Genomic DNA, 19,793 nt, shown 5'->3' with positions numbered 1-19,793 from the left:
TTACCATATCAAGGTCTCCTTTTCGGAAACCTTCAATATGGCGCAACGTTATTTCTCAGAATACCTTTCGGTTACATTTAATTCGGCGCAATTCGGAGGAGGCACAATTCCTTGTTTAATTAAGAAATTGACCTATGCTTGAAATATCCTTGCAACCAGCCTCATCTTCCAGGGAGATCTCCGTGCAACCCCCAAGCCAAAACCCTTCTGAAGCAGGTAATTTTTTCATACAGCCTTTTGGCGAGGCCATTGCGCGTCGTCAAGAAACGATATCAACTTTAGAACGCTTATGTGTACAGGTTAGCAATACTTTAATTTGCCTTGCTAAACCCGAAAATCAGGGATTCCATCCGTTTGTTCGTAAGGATATGGTTTGGATCGACAAAGAAACGCATTCAACAACAGCCGCACAGTGTATGGCAGGGGTTAAATCGCTTGTTCGTACAATGCGCGGTGTCAAGTTGCGCACTCCAGAGTCCTCCAATCTATTATTCCAAACATTGCCGGAGCACTCGGAGACCAAGCTGGATGACCTGCAAAAAGAGCTCGCCGATCTGCTCAGGGATCAAATGAAGTATTTCGCCGAGGATGAAGAAACACTGCATGACAAACATTTTGGAGAGCTGAATCCGTTTACCTGTGCGCATGTGTTTAGTGTACTGGCTCCTAGTGAACATCTTATTACGCCCAATTGTTTGAAGGCGTTATATGGAATATTGTGGGCGCTTGGCCGTAAATTTCCCAAGTTTGAAGGCCGATCTGGCGCGGCAATGCCCAACTCTCTTCCTACCACCTTCGTAACCAGCCTCTGCATTGACGCTATAGAATCTTTGATCGAATTGCTCAGGCGGCGTGAGAAACGATTGGAGCAACTCATCGAATTGATACGGGAGTTAGCAAAGTTGGAAGGGGACGAGATTGCCAAGAAGTATGCGGAAGAGTGGGCCGGACATCAATCTAAGTTTCTGGTTTATCAGATCAGAGAGTGCTTGATCGAAATCACTCAAGATGCTGCTTTGAAGTCTCTTTTCAAAGAGTGGCAAGAAAAACTCGAGTCAAAAATAAATGAAGATAAATTCTCCTCTGAATCGGTGCGCGAGAGTTTTGGAGAGACGGTCAAAGCTAGAGCTCAAAATTTGATGAGCTTAAAGAAAACGATGAAAGACTACGCGGAGGTCTTAGAAAATACATATCAAGATAACATTCGCCAAGCAGCAGAATTTTTCGAGAGAACTTCTGGAACCGATCCCGACTGGAACAAGATTCCCCTAGGCCTTGTTGACCATAGATTCTTGCAAGCATCGAAGGAATTTAAAGCGCCGATCTCTCAAGGGAAGACAGCTGGGCGATTAAAGAAGTACTGGGCGGATCACAAAAATGCCACAAATGAGGCTTACGACACTTATATCAAGTTTCAGGTATTTTTTACTGATGTGATTGATGTATACATGAAGACGGGGGGACACGATCCGAAATCGGGTAATCCGAGCGGGAAGACGGATAGTTCAGAAGTTTTCCTGTCCAATTTGACGGAAGCAACAAGCAAGATGGCCTTCCATGTACAAGATTTGCACAGATGCATTGAAGCCTCCATAAACTGGTCCGAATCTGTTATGGATCACCAACTTGCTCTGGCTCGCGCTGGACGCCTTGGAGAATTCGACGTTGCGGAGCTCGCGCACGCGGCACGCATAGTTACGCGATCAGGGCTGACCAAAGATGCCAGCGGGATTTTGGAAGCGATAAAGGTTGTATGTAAGATGCAATACCCGGATGGAAAATGGCCATGTACACAGCCGTTTTTCTGGACCCACACGGGGATGGCCGCTTACCCGCATAGTGTAGAGGTTGCTTGGGCGCTTGTATCAATAATGCGAACGTTGACGGCCAACCCGGAGATGTTCGGGCTTAGCCAAGTGGAAGTTCTAACGCACATGGATGAAGCTAATCATGCGCTTGAGCGCTTTCTGAGGTGGCTTAGCACTAATGTGCGAAGTTATGAGAAACCTGAACTGTTACAACCACTAATCAAAAGTGGAAAAAAATCTGGTTGGATATTTGGGTGGTGTTCGGACAGGACTGCAGAACCACACTTGGTGCATGCCTGGGCCACTGCCAATGTTGCTGAGTTTCTCATCGAATTTCGCACCTACCTACAAGAACAAATCAACACCATTCTTCGTGTGCAATTTCTCTCTTACCATCCTAGTGACCTGAAATCAATGGTCGAATTCAGCCCAGCCGACCTAGAAACTCCTTATGAGCAGCGAATCGGAACCAAAGTATGGAATGAATTGCAGTTACATCGGAGACGATCTCATAGAGAGATGTGTTGGATTCCAGACCCTACCTACACCGAAATGCCAACCGTCTGGTCCGCTATTCTAGCGGGGCCGCCAGGCTCAGCGAAATCTTATCTCGCTAAGTGCATTGCCGGCGGGCTACAGTGGCCCCTCATTTCACTCAGTCCATCTGATTTTCTTTCGGCCGGAGAAGCTGAGGTGGAAGCGCGTGCGCGTGAAATCTTCGATGCTTTAAGCGCCGGGACTCGGCTCGTGTATTTCTTCGATGAAATCGATGAGCTTATCTTGGATCGTGCGAGTACTCAAAAAGAGAACCGTAGTGTATTCAGCTTCTTAACGCCAAGCTTTTTGACAAAGTTCCAAGATCTTCGGGACGCGGCAACTAATAAGTCTTTCATCTTCCTGATTGGAACAAACTATCTGGATCGGATAGACCCGGCCGCCAAAAGATCGGGCCGAATAGACCAAGAGCTATTGATGGTGTATCCGGATGAACCGAGCCGCAAGGCGTTATGTGTAAATTTTATTCAGAAGAATATCAAAAATGCCGGGAAAGATTCGAGCAAATTCTTCAATCCAAGAAACGAAACATATATTAAGAAGCTGGCGAACGCCACCTCTTTTTTATCGCTACCCGGACTTCAAAAACTGTGTAAAGAGATCAGCAGTGAATTTAACAAAGAGATTCCTCAGAATAAAAATAAATACTGGAAATGGCTAAATAAAGAAATATCCGCGTTAAAAGAAAGCTCTAGCAACCTCGCCAAACCTGAGGTAGATCTTAGAATATACTGGGAACGTGCAGGAGCAGCGAAAGAATGGGCCTTGATGATGAATCTGCTCCCTGAACAACAGGACCGCAAGAAAGAAATAGATGGCTATATTAATTCCTTAAAAAAAGAAAATTGGGATCTTTGTCAACTGCAAGTAATGAGCGGCATCCGAAGCGCAGGGGTCAAGTGGCTAATAGAGGATGTTGAGAAACGTGCACTCAAAGGTGTTGGGAAACGCGTAGCCCAAGGTGTTGGGAAACGTGTATCCAAAGGTGTTGAGCAACATGCATCTAAAATCTCAGGTCGTAGCTGAGATTCGCATGGCGAGGTTGGCGCCCTGAACACGAATCGAACGTGTGACCTACCCCTTAGGAGGGGGTTGCTCTATCCACTGAGCTACCAGGGCGTGACTGCATTTTACGCTAATATTGCGGTATGGATAAACCTGACCAAACCGCTAGCCCAACTCAAGTCACTTCCAGAAAGCTGCCGCGTACCGTCATCATCCTCGGACTGGTCAGTTTCTTCAATGATTTCGCCTCCGATATCGTCGTTCCGCTCATCCCCATATTGCTGGCGACGGTGCTGGCCGCCGGGCCGGTAGCGCTCGGGCTTATCGAGGGGGTCGCCGATGCGGTGGCCAGCCTGCTCAAGCTGTGGTCGGGACGGCATTCCGACGTCATGAGTGGCCGACGCAAAAACCTCGCTGTGGCGGGTTATACGCTATCGAACATAGCGCGCCCATTGCTGGGGCTGGCGGGTTCCTGGCCCATGATACTGGTGCTGCGCAGCATCGACAGGGTGGGCAAGGGCATGCGTAGCGCTCCCCGCGATGCGCTTGTGGCGGATGCGACGCCGCCCGGCATGCACGGCTATGCTTTTGGCTACCATCGGGCAATGGATAACGGCGGAGCGGTGGCGGGCAGCCTTGTGGCAGCGGCGGCCCTTGCCTGGTCCGGCTTAAGCTTGACAGAGGTGATTCTCTGGTCGGCGGTCCCCGGTTTTGTCGCGGTGTTGTTGCTCGGTACCGGGGTGAAGGAAGAAAAGAAGAAACATGCCGGGGCTCAGATTCCCGTTGTGCTGCCGCCTCTGCGCTGGTCGGTATTATCCCTGCCCATGCGACGTTATCTGCTGGTACTGATGCTGTTCACATTCGCCCGCGCCTCGGAAACCTTTATCCTGCTGCTGGGGCACCAATTGGGCGTGGGCGTAGTCGAATTATTGCTGCTGTGGTCAACCCTGTATCTTTGCAAAGCCGCCACCTCTACCTGGGGTGGGCAACTGGCGGATAAGCTGGGGCACGGCACGTTGATGCTGATCGGCTGGACAACTTTTTCACTTTCGTTCCTCATGCTTGGGATAGTGGAGCAAAGTGCCGGATTATGGGCGGTAAGCATTTTTTATGGTCTATGTACGGGCATGAGCGAAGGTGCGGAGCGGGCCATCATCAGCGACTATGCCGCCCCTCGCGAGCGCGGGACGGCTTTCGGCTGGTATCACTTGATGGTGGGCATTGCGGCAATTCCGGCGGGATTGCTATTTGGTTCGATCTGGCAGTTTCAGAGTGCGGCGATGGCTTTTTACTTTGCTGGCGGATTGGCAGCTTGTGCGGCGCTGCTGTTGCGAGTTTGGGCTTGGGCGGTCAGGAAATTGAGGGGGAGTGAGGGATAAAAGGAGGGGGACGGTTGGTTTTTGGATGGATATTTTTTGGGATGGATATTTTTGGATATTGTTGAATTGGAATGACCGATGATGGGTTACGCTCCGCTTCACCATCCTACTAAGGTAACTGGAGCTCTCGTGATATCTGCACCACAGAGTTCGTAGAATTCGTAGGATGGGTGGAGCGAAGCGCAACCCATCAAAGCTCACGCACGATCTGCACATTAAACCATGACAGAATACCGGCGCAATTTCGTCAAGGGTGGTAGTTATTTTTTTACGGTGGCGCTGGCAGACCGCAGGCAAGGGCTTCTGGTAGATCATATCGACGCTCTACGGGGGGCCTTTCGCCGAGTTAAGGCTTTATATCCTTTTACCATTGATGCTATTGTTATTCTGCCGGAGCATTTGCACTGCATCTGGACTTTGCCGGCGGGCGATGCGGATTATCCCGAGCGGTGGCGGCGCATCAAGGCAATGTTCTCGCGCAGTTTGACGGATTCAATATCTCGCTCTCCCAGCAAGATATTGAAGGGCGAACGCGGCATCTGGCAGCGCCGCTATTGGGAGCACACGTTGCGCGATGAGACGGATTGGCAACGTCATATTGATTATATTCATTACAATCCGGTCAAGCATCAGCATGTTAAGTGGGTTGTCGATTGGCCGTATTCCACATTTCATCATTATGTCGAAGCAGGTGTATACCCCAGGGACTGGGCTGGAAGTGGTGAGGTGGGTGACGGGGGATTTGGTGAGGTGTGAAATATTCAAGTGATGGGTTGCACTTTGCTTCACCCATCCTACTATTATGGGAGGACGTGATGAAATCACTGACAATGTTGGCGACGTTGATGGCAACGGTTCTGCTCTTTTCGAGTCATGCGGTACGTGCTGAAGCGGCTGAACCGCTTAAAGTTGGCCAGCCTGCGCCGGATTTCAGCCTGCCTGACCAGAACGGCAAAACGCGTACGCTTGCGGATTTTCGCGGGAAGTGGCTGGCGTTGTATTTCTATGTAAAGGATGACACGCCCGGTTGTACCGAGCAGGCGTGCAAGTTTCGCGATGACATCCATGAGCTTACGGACTTGGGTGCGCAAGTCGTCGGCGTGAGTGTGGACGATACCGCCAGTCATGCCGATTTTGCCAAAAAATATAATCTGCCATTCCCGCTTCTGGCGGATAGCAAGGGCGAGACTGCGGCCCGGTACGATTCACTTCGGGGCGACGGAAGTTTGGCGAAACGTAATAGTTTTTTGATCGACCCGCAAGGCAGGATTGCCAAGGTCTATTTGTCAGCCAACACTTCGCGTAATTCTGCCGAGATAATCGAGGATTTGAAGAAATTGAAAGGCTCAGCCGGTTCATGAAACTTTCCGCAGTACCGCTTTGATTGGATGACGGGGCAACGGCATGCCTCTTAAGTGCACCGTTTGAGAATGCCGAATCCACTATAAGGGATGACATCATGGCAAAACTGACCGATGATCAATTGGCGCAACTGAAAGCCGCGCTGCAACAGCGTTACCTGGAATTGCGAGAGGAGATTCGCAGCGAACTGGAACAGTCCGGCAACCAGCGTTACGCGGATCTGGCTGGTAGCGTGGCTGATCCCGGCGATGCGTCAGTTGCCGATATGCTGGTGGATTTGAACGCCAACCTTGTGGACCGTCAGGTAAACGAGATACGCGAGGTGGAAGCAGCGCTAAAACGCCTGGCCGAGCTGAATTTTGGCGACTGCATCGAGTGTGGCGGTGAAATCGGGTTTGAGCGGCTCATGGCTTATCCGACGGCGCAGCGATGCGTGCGTTGTCAGGAATTGCGCGAAAAAACGTATTCGCACGAGAACAAGCCCACTCTTTAAGCCACCTGAGAATAAGCGCCATGCGCCGGGGCCTTAAGCAGCACCAGCACAGCGCCGCTACCGCCATCTTCCGGCCTGGCTTGGCTGAAAGCCAGCACGTCGCTGCGCTGGGCGAGCCAGCTTCCAACCCTGGCTTTTAAAACCGGCTCATGATTCCTTGAGCTAAGGCCCTTGCCGTGTATTATTCGCACGCAACGTGCGCCCCGTAGGCGGCTGGCATCCAGAAAAGCTGCCAGTTGCGGACGGGCTTCGTCACGGGTGAGCCCGTGCAAATCAAGCTGCGCTTCAATCTTCCAATAACCGCGCCGCAGGCGCCGCAAAGTCTGGCGCGGCATGCCGGGGCGAACAAATGCCCATTCGTCGCCCGGTTCCATCTCAAGCGAGATATGGTCAGATAGCGAATCGACCGGCGCCGTTTGTCCGTCGTCTAGAATCTGACGCGGTATAGGCCGGGGATGCTCGGTGGTCAGGGGTACTTTGTCGGACGGGGCCAGCGGCGCTACACCGCGAACCGCATCGCGAAACAGGGCGGTGTCCGCATCATCAAGGGTCGATTCAGCTGCTCGAACCTTTGCGGACTCGATCGCGAGCTTGATTGCCGCCTTCTTTCCCCGCCGTTTCATACGTAATTTTCAATCTGCGGTTGCTCGATTTCTGGTCAATGGTTGCTTACGCCAATGCATCCAGGTATTTTTCCGCGTCCAGCGCCGCCATGCAACCGGTACCCGCACTGGTCACTGCTTGACGATAAACGTGATCCTGCACGTCGCCCGCCGCGAACACGCCGGAAACGCTGGTTGCAGTTGCGTTACCCTCGTTTCCGCTGCGTGTGATGATATAGCCGTTTTTCATTTCCAGTTGGCCCTGAAAGATATCCGTGTTGGGTTTGTGGCCGATGGCGATGAATACGCCTTGCAAATCCAGACTCTTGGTTGAGCTGTCCTGGACATTTTTAACGCGCATGCCGGTGACGCCGGATTTATCGCCCAGCACTTCATCCAATACATGGTTAAGCTCCAGCTTGACGTTGCTGTTTTTCACCTTGTCCATCAATTTGTCTATCAGGATTTTTTCAGAACGGAATTTGTCGCGCCGGTGGACCACAGTGACGTTGCGCGCGATATTGGAAAGATATAGCGCCTCTTCCACTGCCGTATTGCCGCCGCCTATGACGGCCACGTCCTGACCCTTGTAGAAAAACCCGTCGCAGGTCGCGCAGCCGGATACGCCCCTGCCCATGAACGCTTCCTCCGAGGGCAGCCCCAGGTATTGGGCGGAGGCGCCAGTGGCGATAATCAGGGCATCGCACGTATAGGTGCCCTGATCGCCGATCAGGGTGATGGGCCTATCTGTCAGCCTGGCCGTATGGATATGGTCGAAAAGGATTTCGGTGTTAAAGCGCTCAGCATGTTTCTGAAAGCGTTCCATCAGTTCCGGGCCCTGCACACCCATTGCATCGGCTGGCCAATTATCGACGTCGGTAGTGGTCATGAGCTGGCCGCCCTGGGCCATGCCGGTGATGAGCACGGGGTTGAGGTTAGCACGCGCAGCGTAAACCGCCGCGCTATAGCCGGCAGGACCGGAACCGAGGATGAGAAGGCGGGAGTGCTTGCTAGTCATATTTTATATGTGGGGATTATTATTCAAAAAAACAGGTTCAATTGCTCAGGAGGCAGCGCGGTATCGCGAGAAGTTTTTCCAAAAACGCCTGTCGCTTCTTATAGCCGTTGTTCGACCCAGCCGGCAACGCTTTCCAAAGCAGCGGGTAGATTATCAGGCTGGGTTCCACCCGCCTGAGCCATGTCGGCGCGCCCGCCACCCTTGCCACCTACTTGCTGCGCCACGAAATTGACCAGTTCGCCTGCCTTCACCTTCGTCGCCAGATCGGAAGTAACGCCTGCGATGAGCTTGACTCTTCCATCTTCTATCGCGCTCAGCACCACGACACAGGACTGTAATTTATTCTTGAACTTGTCCAGTGCTTCGCGCAAGGTTTTGGAATCTGCATCGTCCAGGCAAATTGCGAGCACTTTTGCGCCTTTAACCTCGCGGACCTGCCCGGCAAAGTCGTTACCTTGCGAAGTGGCGAGCTTCGACTTCAGGCGCCCGAGCTCTCTTTCCAGATGTTTTACGTTATCGAGAATCTGCGCTATGCGCCCGGCCGCTTCCTGCGGTTGCACCTTCACCGCGTCCGCTACCTGCTGTAATTGCAATTCCCGTTCCTGGATGTAAGCCAATGCATTCTCGCCCGTTACTGCTTCCAGACGACGAATACCCGCAGCTACACCCGATTCGGCCACGATCTTGAAGAGTCCGATATCGCCGGTACGCTTGACATGCGTACCGCCGCACAGTTCACGTGAAGTGCCGATATCCAGCACGCGCACTTCGTCGCCATACTTCTCGCCGAACAACATCATCGCGCCTGTTTTCCTGGCGTCCTCTATTGTCATCAGGCGCGCCGTGGTCGCTGCATTGGCCAGGATTTCAGCATTTACCAACACTTCCACCTGGCGAATTTCCGCATCTGTCACAGGCTGGTTGTGCACGAAGTCGAAACGCGTCTTGCTGGCATCGACCAGCGAGCCTTTTTGCTGCACATGGGCGCCTAATACCTGGCGCAACGCCTTGTGCATCAAGTGTGTGACGGAATGATTGCGCTCCGTGCGTGCCCGAGCGTCGCGATTGACCTTCGCCAGCACCTTATCGCCGACCACCAGCCGCCCGCTACGCAATAACCCTTTATGACCAAACACATCTGCCTGGATTTTTTGCGTATCCGATACGGCAAAGGTGCCATTGGCTGCGTGCAGTTCGCCGCTGTCTCCTACTTGCCCGCCGGATTCGGCATAAAAAGGCGTGCTATCGAGTACCACTACCGCCTCATCTCCTGCCTCGACGAAGTCGACCCGGCTGCCTTCTTTATATAGGGCAAGAATGTGCCCTTCATGCTGCAGGCTTTCGTAGCCATGGAACGCTGTTGAGGGTCCGCTGTACGTTATCCCATCCTGCATGGTGAATTTGCTCGTTGCCCTGGCGCGTTGGCGCTGGCGTTCCATGGCCTGCTCAAACCCGGCCTGGTCTATTTTGACGCCGCGTTCACGCGCAATATCAGCGGTGAGATCCAGCGGAAAACCGAAGGTGTCATAGAGCCGGAACAAGGCTTCGCCATCCAGCAACCGGCTTTCATGGCAAAGTGCTGCTTCAAGCAACTGCATGCCATTTTCCAGCGTTTCGGCGAAACGTTCCTCCTCCTGCTTCAGTACCGCCTCGATACGAACCCTGGCATCTACCAATTCCGGATAGGCTTGCCCCATTACACGCGCCAGCTCTTCCACCAGCAAGTAAAGAAACGGCTGTTTTTGCCCAAGCTTATAGCCGTGGCGAATGGCGCGGCGGATGATGCGCCGGAGCACGTAGCCGCGACCCTCATTGCCGGGTATCACGCCGTCGGCGATGAGAAAGGCGCAAGCGCGAATGTGATCAGCAATCACTCTGAGGGAGCTGCTGGATAAATCGACGTTGTTCGTTACTTGCGCCGCCACCCTGATCAGATCCTGAAACAAATCGATCTCATAATTGCTGTGGACCTGCTGCATGACTGCGGAAATGCGCTCCAACCCCATGCCAGTGTCTACCGACGGCCGGGGCAGCGGATGCAGTACGCCCGCGCTATCCCGGTTGTATTGCATGAATACCAGATTCCATATTTCGACATAGCGGTCGCCGTCCGCCTCGGGTGTGCCCGGCGGGCCGCCCGCGATCTCCGGACCATGATCGTAGAAAATTTCGGAACAAGGTCCGCAAGGGCCGATATCGCCCATCTGCCAGAAGTTATCCATGGTGGCGATGCGCGTGAAGCGCGAGGCGTCAATGCCAACCTCGTTAAGCCAGATGTCGGCGGCTTCGTCATCCTCGGCATAAACCGTGATCCATAATTTCTCTGGGGGAATCTTCAGGGCAACGGTAAGAAATTCCCAAGCGAATTTGATGGCCTGGCGTTTGAAATAATCGCCGAAGCTGAAATTACCCAGCATTTCGAAAAATGTATGATGCCGTGCGGTATAGCCTACATTTTCCAGGTCGTTGTGCTTGCCGCCCGCGCGCACGCAGCGCTGCGAACTCGCCGCTCGCACATAAGGCCGCCTATCCTGGCCGAGAAATACATCCTTGAACTGCACCATGCCCGCATTGGTGAACAATAGCGTAGGATCGTTGCCGGGAACGAGCGGGCTCGACGCCACGACCGTATGGCCGTGCGATTCGAAGAATTCAAGAAATTGCTGCCTGATTTCGCTGCTTTTCATCTCGACTTCATTTCATGTGAACAATAATGAATGCTGGGCGGGTTCATCCACCCTTTATGCCCTGCCTGCCTCGGCTAGCGCCGCGCTATTTCCGTTACCGTCGTTCCCAGTGGTTCGCCATTGATAATTGCAATATTCGCGACCTTCACCCTTACGCTGATTTCTTCATTGACTTTCGGCAGATCGCCTTCAGTCAGAATGTCGATTTCTCCGCTGTCATCTTTCAATACATAGGACTTCAGATTTAATAATGGAAGCCGCGTAGGCTCTTTTGCCACGCCGTGAAGCATGACCTCCTTGCCGTCAAAATTTGCGGGAGAAGCGTTTATTTCGCTGATGGGTGTGGTATCGATGGAATTGCAGCCACCCAATACAACTCCTACAACCCCCGCAGTCGCAACTGTCAGCACGAGTCGAACCAAGCGGTGGGCCAAACGGTGTATCAAGCTTCTTCCTTATCAGAATGGCGCAATACCTGGCGTATCACTTCCGTCGAAAAACCGCGTCCCACCAGGAAACGCATCTGCCTGCCGAGTTCTTTTGCGTCGGCGGGCATCACACCAAACTTTTTTCGCCACACTTCGCGTGCATTATCCTGCTCAGTTTCCTTGATATTGGGCAACGCCGCGGCGATTAAATTCTCCGCAATACCTTTTTCACGCAGCTCATGCATTATTCGCTGACTGCCAAATCTATTTTTACGAATGTGTATTACCTGCTCGATCACGCGGGCGGCAGATAGAAAGCCTCGCTGCTCAAGCGCGTCCAGCATGGAGGAAAGTTCTTCGGAAGTTTGGGCATGGCGAGCGAGCTTTCTTTCCAGCTCCAGCCGGGAGTGCTCCCGCCGGGCCAAATAACCCAGCGCGCGGGTTTTCAGGCTCGGCGCGCGCGTCATGACGGCCTCGACGATGCAATAAAATACGCTGCGACTACTCTGCGTTCGCGGTTTCGACAGCCGGGTTGGCGACGCCCACGGCCTCGCGGACCCTCGCTTCTATTTCCATCGCAATGTCGCGGTGTTCCTTCAGAAACTCGCGCGCATTATCCTTGCCCTGGCCTATTTTTTCGCCCTTGTAGGAATACCAGGCCCCAGCCTTCTCGACCAGCTTATGCTGTACGCCCAACTCGACGATCTCGCCTTCACGCGAGATGCCTTCCCCGTAGAGAATATCGAATTCCGCCTGCTTGAATGGTGGCGCAACCTTATTCTTTACCACCTTCACCCGCGTTTCGCTGCCGATCACCTCGTCGCCCTTCTTGATGGAGCCGGTGCGGCGTATATCGAGGCGCACCGATGCGTAGAATTTCAATGCATTGCCGCCGGTTGTGGTTTCGGGACTACCGAACATGACACCGATCTTCATGCGTATCTGGTTGATGAAAATAACCATGGTATTGCTGCGCTTGATGTTGGCGGTAAGTTTGCGCAAGGCCTGGGACATCAATCTCGCTTGAAGGCCCATCTGCGGTTCGCCCATTTCCCCCTCTATCTCCGCTCGCGGCGTCAAGGCGGCGACCGAGTCCACCACCACCACATCAACCGACCCCGAGCGCACCAGCATATCGGCAATTTCCAGCGCTTGTTCGCCATTGTCGGGCTGGGAAATCAATAATTCCTGCACATTGACGCCGATTTTTTGCGCATACTGGGGGTCGAGCGCGTGTTCCGCATCGATGAATGCAGCAGTACCTCCCATTTTTTGCATCTGCGCGATGACTTGCAGGGTGAGGGTGGTTTTGCCGGAGGACTCCGGGCCGTAGATTTCGATTACCCGGCCGCGAGGCAACCCACCCACGCCCAGCGCGATATCGAGACCGAGCGAACCCGTGGAAATTACCTGGATGTCTCTGGCAACCTCGTTGGCGCCCAGGCGCATGATCGAACCTTTGCCAAACTGCTTCTCGATCTGGGAGAGAGCCGCCGCCAGCGCCTTGCTTCTGTTTTCATCCATGAGGTTTTTCCTTTGTAGGGTAGGGTGAATTATCGCATAGGTGACCTCGGCCGGGAAGCGGGAGGGGAATGACAATGTGTTTGGGCTGCCTGATTTTTAACTCCCATCCTTTAATCACACGGTCAGGCTGGAGTATGCGCCGATGGGTTGATGGCTAATTGGAACAGGTTATTCCGCTTCGGTATTATTCAAGATCAGGGCAGGATATAAGTGTTGAAATATCGCTCCGCTCTTGCCGGGTCCAGCTTGCGCAGGGTCTGATAAATCTCGCTCATCCTGTCTCGCTCATCCAGGCGCGCATAAGCTAGGCCCAAGCTATACCAGGCGTCTGGATTCTCGGGCTGTATGCGTAGCGCATCCCGATAGGCATGTACTGCATGTGCGTACCGTTTGGTGTTGTAGTAGGTGTTGCCCAGGTCGTACCAGATGCCGGCATTGTCCGGCTGCATGCGTAGTGCATCCTCATAGGCCTGGATCGCGTTATCGTATTCTTTGAGATTGGCATAGGCACGCCCAGGTTATGCCAGGCGTCGCCATATTCGTCCTCGTTGCGTATGGCTTCTCGATAGGCTGGATCGCCTGGTCATATTGCTTGAGGTTGGCGAAAGCAATTCCCAAGCTAAACCACGTCGCTGAATTTGCGCCCGCAAAAAAATCTGATCAGGGGTCTCGGGGGCCATGGCGCGCTTTGTTGGGGGTATTAGCCACCGCAAAGGGCGAAATCAAGCGAGACAGGAAAGCCCCAAGCACGACGGGGTGTATGAATATCATGATTTTTTTAATTCAGATTCACGACGGTATCTGGCAACGTACTGGCTGGGGTGTATTATCGAGCGCGAATGCTGTGGAGCGATGCTAACAATGTCCACAGCAAAGCTCAGCAGTGTAAAATAATTAAATTACTTGTTCACCGCAAACTGCGGAACCTTATGGATAACAACGGGGACTCCGACGGCTCTCGTTCGGGCGCTCACTCGAGGAGAATTCAACCGCTGGCATATTTTATTTTTGCTACACGTTGGCTTCAGTTGCCGTTGTACCTTGGGCTGATTCTCGCGCAATGTGTGTACGTGTATCACTTCTGGGTCGAATTGGTTGATCTGATCGGCGCTGTGATGGGTAACCAGACAGCGTTACAGCACATTTTAGATGCAGTGGCTATCGAAGGCGCGGTCCGGCCTACCAAGACCAGTGAAACCACCATTATGCTGGTGGTGCTGGGTTTGATTGACGTGGTGATGATTTCCAATCTGCTGATCATGGTGATCATCGGAGGTTATGAAACTTTCGTTTCTCGCATGAATCTCGATGGTCATCCCGATCAGCCGGAGTGGCTATCGCATGTCAATGCATCAGTGCTGAAAGTCAAACTTGCCACAGCCATTATCGGTATTTCGTCCATTCATTTGCTCAAGACTTTCATCAATGCCAAGGCATACGATGAGAAAACCATTTTGGCCCAGACCGGGATTCATCTGGTTTTCCTGCTCTCTGCGATTGCGATCGCCTATAGTGATCGCCTCATGAGCGGCAACACCTCGCATAAGGAAGCCAGGAATTCCCACTGAACAATGACCGGTTTACGCAACTTTGGGAGGGATGCTGTGTAACAGGTCTATAATGCCTTGCAGCGCTCCCCCCACTGATTGGCGTCTTATCTCTTCGCGGTTGCCGCTGAAATATCGAGTTTCAGTGAGAGCCATTCCTTCTTTCATTATCCAGGCAAAACATACCGTTCCTACCGGTTTTTCCGGGGTTCCGCCCTCGGGGCCGGCAATGCCGGTAATGGACACCGCGACTTGGGCGTGGCTCCGCGCAATGGCGCCCGCGGCCATTTCGGATGCAGTCTGCTCCGATACCGCGCCATATTGCTCGAGAGTCGCATCGCTTACGCCCAGCATTTCTTGTTTTGAGCCGGCAGCATAGGTGATAAAGCCGCGTTCATACCAGGCTGAGCTTCCGGCTATCGAAGTGATGACCTGACCCAGCCATCCTCCGGTACATGATTCGGCTGTCGCCAGCAGCAATTCCTCCTGCTCAAGCGCTATCCCTGCTTGTCTGGCAAGATCCTGAAGTATCATGTCATCCATGTCATCAACCCCTTCCGAATTTACTCCCTTACTGTGATTTGTATATCGGACCATGATCTGTATCTGATGGCTTATATGACAAACGCTTTCCATGCGGCAAGGCAAAGCAGCGTCAGGAACGCAGCCAGCAGGTCATCAAACATCACGCCGAAGCCGCCGCGCAATGTTCTGTCGTAATATCGGATGGGCGGCGGCTTGATTATATCGAACAAACGGAAAAGCAGAAATGCGCATGCCTGCCATCGCAAGTCATAGGGCGTAAAAAGCAGTATCAGCAGAAAAGCGGTTATCTCGTCCCAGACCATACCCCCATGATCGTGATCACCGAGTGCCTTTCCGGTAACGCTGCAAGCCCAGATTCCAATAATAAATAAGGCAACAATCAGCAGGAGAAATTCAACTGGATTGAGGAAGAGCACAAACATCCAGAACAAGGGGAATGCAACCAGCGTTCCTGCCGTGCCGGGCGCAACCGGGCTCAGGCCGGCGCCGCCGCCAAATGCGATGAAATGTGCTGGATGGCTCCGCACGAAATTCTTATTAGGACGTGGCCGGGCAGGTTCGGGTTGCGCTAAAAACTCGGGTCCTTCAAATTTCTGGGCTGGCTGGACCTCCGGCTCAGGCGTCGGCTGACCATCAATTTGGCCAGCTATCCGCTTATCATCTCCGTTGTCAGAATGAATGCTCGACATGGAAGTGGTCATACCCTTTTACCTCGAGCTTGACTGCCCTGCCTGCCACATCCAGCACGACCAGGCCCGCGCCCTCTACGATCGTGCCGATGCGAGTGAGTTGTATCCCCTCTTCGCGGGAAAGCATTTCGATTTTTGCGCGCGCAGTCCGAGGCGCGGTGAAACAGAGTTCGTAATCATCGCCGCCAGCCAGCAAACACTTCATGGCCAGCGGCAGAGGGAGGCGGTTTTTTATTGATGCCGAGCAATTTATCTCATCCAGGTGAATGGTGGCCGCGACGTTCGAATTTTGCAGAATATGCCCCAGGTCGGCCAACAGTCCGTCAGAAATATCGATGGCGCTGTGGGCAAGGCCGATCAGTCGCTGCCCCAGGGCGACCCGGGGCGCAGGACTGTGCAGCGCGGAAAGACACCGGTCGAGCTCGCCGGTTTCAAGCACGATGCGCTGCTGCTGGTGAGCAAGCGCCAGTGCGGCATCGCCCAAATGGCCCGATATCCAGATATCGTCGTCCGGTCTGGCGCCGCTACGACGCAATGCTTTTCCTTTCGCCACTTCACCCATGATGGTGATGCAGATATTGAGTGGTCCCTTGGTGGTATCGCCACCGATAAGCTCTACCTGATGAGTGCGGGCAAGCCCGAAAAATCCACTGGAGAATGCTTGTAGCCATTCCTCATCCCCCGCCATTTTTTCGGGAAGCGCCAGCGAAAGGGTTGCCCAGCGCGGCGTTGCCCCCATTGCTGCAATGTCTGAGAGATTTACCGCCAAGGATTTGTGGCCCAGCTTGCATGGATCGACATCCGCAAAAAAATGCTGGCCAGATACCAGCATGTCGGTGGAAACCGCCAGCTCCATATCTGCTGCCGGCTTGATCAGTGCCGCATCATCGCCTATCCCCAACACCGCGCTTTGCGCCGGACGGGAAAAGTACTGCTGGATGATGTCGAACTCTGAACGCACTTTCAAGGAGATCAGGCCCTTGCATTGGCCTCGGCCGTACGGAGCTGGGCTGCCAATTTATCCAGTACGCCGTTCACATATCTATGTCCATCGGTGCCGCCGTAGCTTTTGGCGAGCTCCACGGCTTCATTGATCACTGCCCGATAAGGTATTTCCGGATGACTCTCCAGCTCGTGCGTACCGAGGAGCAGTATGGCAATCTCCACTGGGCTGAGTTCCTTGAAAGGCCGGTCGAGATAAGGCTGAATCAGCTTCTCCAGCGCCGCGGCATTCGCGAGCACGCCTCGCAGCAAACCTGAAAAATATTTCTCATCGGTCCTAGGGAATTCTTTGGTCTCGCGCAATTGCGTTTCAATGGCCTCAAGGGTTCCACCCGCCACGCACCATTGATAAAGTCCTTGCAGAGCCAATTCACGGGCTAGCCGACGCCGGGTTTTCCGGCCCGGCTTGGTTATGGTTGCTCCCGAATCTCCTGCGGACTGCTCTGAGGACGTGCTTGCCCGTTTGGCGGCCGGTTTTGTCTGTGTCATTGGATATTGTTTATTGGGTCACTTCGTCGAGATCTCGCATCAGATTAGCCATCTCTATCGCGACCAGCGCCGCCTCGGCTCCTTTACGGCTCATACGCGCCAATGCCTGGTCATCGGTATCGGTGGTGAGGATACCGTTGGCGATAGGGATGCCCGTATCCAACTGCACCGCGGCCACGCCGCTGGTGGATTGATTGGATACGACCTCGAAATGATAGGTATCGCCGCGTATCACCGCGCCCAAGGCTACTAGCGCATCAAACTGGTCGGTCAAAGCCATCTTTTGCAGCGCCATGGGAATTTCCAGCGCGCCGGGGACCGTCACCAGCAGCATGCCCGATTCCTCCACGCCCCGCTTCACCAGCTCCGCAGTGCAAGCACTGAGCAATCCGTCACTCACATCGATGTTAAAACGGCTCATAACGATGCCGATACGTAACTCTCCGCCGTTAAGATTGGGCTCAAGTTCAAGAATGTTTTCGTAACGTGCCATGTTTTACTCCTTTAAACAATCTGACGGTAACCGCCAAGCCAAGCCGTTCATTAACCTATGAGACAGCAGGAGCATTTCCACTGAATTTTTCCAACTGCCCCGGATATCTTTTAACAATATTTCCTGATTCGTGCCGATGCATTGCGCTAGCTCGATTTTAACGGCTGGCTGGCCGACTTTTTTTCCTTCGGCTCCAGATATCCGGTTACTTCGAGCCCAAAGCCCGCCATGCTCGGCATTTTTCGCGGGACGGCCAGCAACTGCATCTTGCCCACGCCGAGATCCTTGAGTATCTGGGCACCGATACCATAATCGCGCAAGTCTGTCCTGGCGGCAACGCGATGCTTGCATTTTGCCGGCATCACACGTTCCATCAGCTCAGACGCGCTTTCCCTGCAATGCAGCAGTACGATCACGCCGCTTCTCGCACCCGCGATTACCTGAAGCGTATCATTTACGTTCCAGGAATGCGTCTCGTCGCTTATATCGAGCAGATCCATGACGGAGAGCGGCTCATGCACTCGCACCAGAGTTTCAGTAACGGGATCGATCGAGCCTTTCACTAAAGCCAGATGTGTCGCGTTAACCGTTTTATCGAGATAGGCTACGAGGCGGAATTCGCCATGAATCGTCTGGATGGGACGCTCGGCCACGCGTTTTACAAGACTTTCGGTGCGGCTGCGGTAATGAATGAGGTCCGCAATCGCGCCAATTTTGAGCTGATGCCGTGCGGCAAATTCGATCAGATCCGGCAGACGGGCCATACTGCCGTCGTCCTTCAGAATTTCGCAGATTACGGAGGCGGAACTCAACCCCGCCAAATTTGCCAAGTCACAGCCGGCTTCGGTATGCCCGGCACGCACAAGAACTCCGCCGGTTTGTGCCATCAACGGGAAAATGTGCCCTGGCTGGACAATATCATCGGGTTTCGAATCTTGGTTTACCGCCACCTGCACGGTACGTGCACGATCAGCTGCTGAAATACCGGTGGTAACGCCGCTGGCCGCCTCGATGGAAACCGTGAAATTCGTGCCTAGCGGCGAGCGGTTGGCAACCACCATCAGCGGCAAATTAAGTTTGCGGCAGCGCTCCTCGGTCAGCGTCAAGCAGATCAGGCCCCGCCCATGCGTCGCCATGAAATTGATCGCCGCCGGGGTGACGAAATCGGCGGCCAGGACCAGGTCTCCTTCATTTTCCCGGTTTTCCTCATCCACGAGGATTACCATTTTGCCGGCCTTGATGTCCGCTATTATTTCCTGAATCGAGCTGATTATCATGTCAAATTTCGGTCATTCTCATGCCATTCCCATCAATCGTTCTACATATCGCGCCAACATATCCACTTCCAGGTTTACTCTCGCGCCCATCTTCAGATCCTTCAATGTCGTGGCGGCCAGGGTGTGAGGGATGAGATTGATCTCCAGGTCGTTGCCTGCTATCCGGTTTACCGTCAGGCTGACGCCATTCACCGAGATTGAACCTTTTCTGGCAATATATTTCAATAATGCATCCGGCGCCTTGATCGCCAGGGTGTAACTTTCGCCCGCGGGCTCCAGCTTGATGACTTCGCCGCTTGCATCCACGTGGCCGCTCACCAGATGGCCATCAAGCCTGTCCGACAGCAAGAGCGCCCTTTCGAGGTTGACTTGCCCGCCGGGTTTATCCAGGCCTTCTGTACAGTCTAATGTCTCGCGTGAGACATCTACAGAAAACATGTCGTTTGCTACAGCGGTAACAGTAAGGCATACGCCGTTTACTGCAATGCTATCCCCTATTTTCACATCTTTCAGGTCCAGCATGCCCGGCATGATACTCAAGCTTATGCCCCCCTCCAGGGAACGGATTTGCTTTATCTCGCCGACAGCTTCGACAATTCCGGTGAACATCAAGCTCTCTCCGCTTTTAAATACGATAATCCCACTGCCTCCGGCGGCTCACATATGAGATGTGCGTCAATTTGCCGCATGGTCGTGAGTGGCAATATACGCTAATGTTCGGGGTATTCCTGAACAAATCATCCTTGAAGCGCCTGGTTGGCGCCCTAGCTGATAAAATAAGGATGAACAGATACGGCTATGCTCGTCGCCGTAGCCTGGTCCAAGGTGCAAAACCAGGAGGTTCTCCTGTAGTTACCGAAGTTACATCATACACAAAGACACCGCACAC

19 protein-coding genes, 1 tRNA gene and 1 pseudogene are annotated in these 19,793 nt (G+C 53.3%); 6 read left to right on the top strand and 15 right to left on the bottom strand.

From position 1 onward, the window contains the following. The first annotated feature begins 182 nt into the window (after window positions 1-182). Window positions 183-3,389, top strand: coding sequence for an ATP-binding protein (locus tag BUA28_RS14590; RefSeq protein ID WP_178298062.1), 3,207 nt, complete (start codon window positions 183-185; stop codon window positions 3,387-3,389). Between the two features lie 17 nt (window positions 3,390-3,406). Here the strand turns inward: BUA28_RS14590 and BUA28_RS14585 are convergent. Beyond that, window positions 3,407-3,482, bottom strand: a tRNA-Arg gene (locus BUA28_RS14585). A gap of 29 nt (window positions 3,483-3,511) precedes the next feature. Between BUA28_RS14585 and BUA28_RS14580 the strand changes: the two genes are divergently transcribed. From BUA28_RS14580 to BUA28_RS14565, 4 genes are all read left to right on the top strand, one after another. Further along, window positions 3,512-4,747 carry an MFS transporter gene (locus BUA28_RS14580; protein WP_072768840.1) on the top strand — a complete coding sequence of 412 codons (1,236 nt, stop codon included), beginning with the start codon at window positions 3,512-3,514 and terminating at the stop codon, window positions 4,745-4,747. A gap of 222 nt (window positions 4,748-4,969) precedes the next feature. Further along, window positions 4,970-5,503: an REP-associated tyrosine transposase gene (locus BUA28_RS14575; RefSeq protein WP_072768839.1), complete on the top strand. Its 534-nt coding sequence runs from the start codon at window positions 4,970-4,972 to the stop codon at window positions 5,501-5,503. Window positions 5,504-5,562: 59 nt separating this feature from the next. Then, a complete protein-coding gene (locus tag BUA28_RS14570; protein ID WP_072768838.1) occupies window positions 5,563-6,108 on the top strand; it encodes a peroxiredoxin in 546 nt (181 codons plus the stop codon). 98 nt (window positions 6,109-6,206) lie between these two features. Beyond that, a complete protein-coding gene (locus tag BUA28_RS14565) occupies window positions 6,207-6,602 on the top strand; it encodes a TraR/DksA family transcriptional regulator (protein ID WP_072768837.1) in 396 nt (131 codons plus the stop codon). Here the strand turns inward: BUA28_RS14565 and BUA28_RS14560 are convergent. The 7 genes and pseudogenes from BUA28_RS14560 to BUA28_RS14530 all read right to left on the bottom strand — a co-directional run. Beyond that, complete coding sequence (locus tag BUA28_RS14560; RefSeq protein WP_083570047.1) at window positions 6,599-7,225, bottom strand: Smr/MutS family protein; 627 nt, start codon at window positions 7,223-7,225, stop codon at window positions 6,599-6,601. The genes BUA28_RS14565 and BUA28_RS14560 overlap by 4 nt on opposite strands. Before the next feature lie 46 nt (window positions 7,226-7,271). Further along, window positions 7,272-8,222, bottom strand: coding sequence for a thioredoxin-disulfide reductase (gene trxB, locus BUA28_RS14555; RefSeq protein WP_072768836.1), 951 nt, complete (start codon window positions 8,220-8,222; stop codon window positions 7,272-7,274). 98 nt (window positions 8,223-8,320) lie between these two features. Then, window positions 8,321-10,909 (bottom strand): alanine--tRNA ligase, encoded by a 2,589-nt coding sequence (gene alaS, locus BUA28_RS14550; RefSeq protein WP_072768835.1) that lies wholly within the window; start codon window positions 10,907-10,909, stop codon window positions 8,321-8,323. A gap of 74 nt (window positions 10,910-10,983) precedes the next feature. Continuing rightward, entirely contained in the window at window positions 10,984-11,355 is a 372-nt protein-coding gene (locus BUA28_RS14545) for a hypothetical protein (RefSeq protein ID WP_256598343.1), read from the bottom strand. After that, the gene (gene recX / locus BUA28_RS14540; protein ID WP_072768834.1) at window positions 11,352-11,804 is read right to left on the bottom strand and encodes a recombination regulator RecX; all 453 of its coding nucleotides are present in this window, start codon (window positions 11,802-11,804) and stop codon (window positions 11,352-11,354) included. Before recX ends, BUA28_RS14545 begins: the two co-directional genes overlap by 4 nt. 34 nt (window positions 11,805-11,838) lie before the next feature. After that, complete coding sequence (gene recA, locus BUA28_RS14535; RefSeq protein WP_072768833.1) at window positions 11,839-12,861, bottom strand: recombinase RecA; 1,023 nt, start codon at window positions 12,859-12,861, stop codon at window positions 11,839-11,841. Window positions 12,862-13,055: 194 nt separating this feature from the next. Then, window positions 13,056-13,364: pseudogene (locus BUA28_RS14530) on the bottom strand (tetratricopeptide repeat protein); the annotation flags it as partial. A gap of 426 nt (window positions 13,365-13,790) precedes the next feature. Here BUA28_RS14530 and BUA28_RS14520 point away from each other — a divergent pair. Continuing rightward, window positions 13,791-14,429: a TIGR00645 family protein gene (locus BUA28_RS14520; RefSeq protein WP_072768830.1), complete on the top strand. Its 639-nt coding sequence runs from the start codon at window positions 13,791-13,793 to the stop codon at window positions 14,427-14,429. Window positions 14,430-14,441: 12 nt separating this feature from the next. Here BUA28_RS14520 and BUA28_RS14515 read toward each other — a convergent pair whose 3' ends face one another. From BUA28_RS14515 to BUA28_RS14485, 7 genes are all read right to left on the bottom strand, one after another. Then, window positions 14,442-14,951 (bottom strand): CinA family protein, encoded by a 510-nt coding sequence (locus tag BUA28_RS14515; RefSeq protein WP_072768829.1) that lies wholly within the window; start codon window positions 14,949-14,951, stop codon window positions 14,442-14,444. A 71-nt stretch (window positions 14,952-15,022) separates the two neighbouring features. Next, window positions 15,023-15,655 carry a phosphatidylglycerophosphatase A family protein gene (locus tag BUA28_RS14510; RefSeq protein ID WP_371915227.1) on the bottom strand — a complete coding sequence of 211 codons (633 nt, stop codon included), beginning with the start codon at window positions 15,653-15,655 and terminating at the stop codon, window positions 15,023-15,025. After that, a complete protein-coding gene (thiL, locus tag BUA28_RS14505) occupies window positions 15,624-16,604 on the bottom strand; it encodes a thiamine-phosphate kinase (protein ID WP_072768845.1) in 981 nt (326 codons plus the stop codon). The genes BUA28_RS14510 and thiL overlap by 32 nt, the downstream gene beginning before the upstream one ends. 11 nt (window positions 16,605-16,615) lie before the next feature. Beyond that, complete coding sequence (nusB, locus tag BUA28_RS14500; RefSeq protein WP_083570044.1) at window positions 16,616-17,134, bottom strand: transcription antitermination factor NusB; 519 nt, start codon at window positions 17,132-17,134, stop codon at window positions 16,616-16,618. A 10-nt stretch (window positions 17,135-17,144) separates the two neighbouring features. Further along, on the bottom strand, window positions 17,145-17,627 hold the full coding sequence (ribH, locus tag BUA28_RS14495) for a 6,7-dimethyl-8-ribityllumazine synthase (RefSeq protein ID WP_072768828.1): 483 nt from the start codon (window positions 17,625-17,627) through the stop codon (window positions 17,145-17,147). A gap of 146 nt (window positions 17,628-17,773) precedes the next feature. Further along, the gene (gene ribBA, locus BUA28_RS14490; RefSeq protein WP_072768827.1) at window positions 17,774-18,904 is read right to left on the bottom strand and encodes a bifunctional 3,4-dihydroxy-2-butanone-4-phosphate synthase/GTP cyclohydrolase II; all 1,131 of its coding nucleotides are present in this window, start codon (window positions 18,902-18,904) and stop codon (window positions 17,774-17,776) included. A gap of 18 nt (window positions 18,905-18,922) precedes the next feature. After that, window positions 18,923-19,513, bottom strand: a complete 591-nt coding sequence (locus BUA28_RS14485; RefSeq protein ID WP_072768826.1) for a riboflavin synthase — start codon at window positions 19,511-19,513, stop codon at window positions 18,923-18,925. Window positions 19,514-19,793: the final 280 nt, after the last annotated feature.

The organism is Nitrosospira sp. Nsp11, from assembly GCF_900142705.1.
Classification (GTDB): domain Bacteria; phylum Pseudomonadota; class Gammaproteobacteria; order Burkholderiales; family Nitrosomonadaceae; genus Nitrosospira.
This window is presented reverse-complemented; position numbering and strand designations above follow the sequence as displayed.

Bases quoted from the DNA above. Each gene is read 5' to 3' on its own strand.
- BUA28_RS14580 (WP_072768840.1), top strand. From the start codon at position 3,512: ATGGATAAACCTGACCAAACCGCTAGCCCAACTCAAGTCACTTCCAGA.
- BUA28_RS14575 (WP_072768839.1), top strand. From the start codon at position 4,970: ATGACAGAATACCGGCGCAATTTCGTCAAGGGTGGTAGTTATTTTTTT.
- BUA28_RS14570 (WP_072768838.1), top strand. From the start codon at position 5,563: ATGAAATCACTGACAATGTTGGCGACGTTGATGGCAACGGTTCTGCTC.
- BUA28_RS14565 (WP_072768837.1), top strand. From the start codon at position 6,207: ATGGCAAAACTGACCGATGATCAATTGGCGCAACTGAAAGCCGCGCTG.
- BUA28_RS14560 (WP_083570047.1), bottom strand. From the start codon at position 7,225: ATGAAACGGCGGGGAAAGAAGGCGGCAATCAAGCTCGCGATCGAGTCC.
- trxB (WP_072768836.1), bottom strand. From the start codon at position 8,222: ATGACTAGCAAGCACTCCCGCCTTCTCATCCTCGGTTCCGGTCCTGCC.
- alaS (WP_072768835.1), bottom strand. From the start codon at position 10,909: ATGAAAAGCAGCGAAATCAGGCAGCAATTTCTTGAATTCTTCGAATCG.
- recX (WP_072768834.1), bottom strand. From the start codon at position 11,804: ATGACGCGCGCGCCGAGCCTGAAAACCCGCGCGCTGGGTTATTTGGCC.
- recA (WP_072768833.1), bottom strand. From the start codon at position 12,861: ATGGATGAAAACAGAAGCAAGGCGCTGGCGGCGGCTCTCTCCCAGATC.
- BUA28_RS14520 (WP_072768830.1), top strand. From the start codon at position 13,791: ATGGATAACAACGGGGACTCCGACGGCTCTCGTTCGGGCGCTCACTCG.
- BUA28_RS14515 (WP_072768829.1), bottom strand. From the start codon at position 14,951: ATGGATGACATGATACTTCAGGATCTTGCCAGACAAGCAGGGATAGCG.
- BUA28_RS14510 (WP_371915227.1), bottom strand. From the start codon at position 15,655: ATGACCACTTCCATGTCGAGCATTCATTCTGACAACGGAGATGATAAG.
- nusB (WP_083570044.1), bottom strand. From the start codon at position 17,134: ATGACACAGACAAAACCGGCCGCCAAACGGGCAAGCACGTCCTCAGAG.
- ribH (WP_072768828.1), bottom strand. From the start codon at position 17,627: ATGGCACGTTACGAAAACATTCTTGAACTTGAGCCCAATCTTAACGGC.
- ribBA (WP_072768827.1), bottom strand. From the start codon at position 18,904: ATGATAATCAGCTCGATTCAGGAAATAATAGCGGACATCAAGGCCGGC.
- BUA28_RS14485 (WP_072768826.1), bottom strand. From the start codon at position 19,513: ATGTTCACCGGAATTGTCGAAGCTGTCGGCGAGATAAAGCAAATCCGT.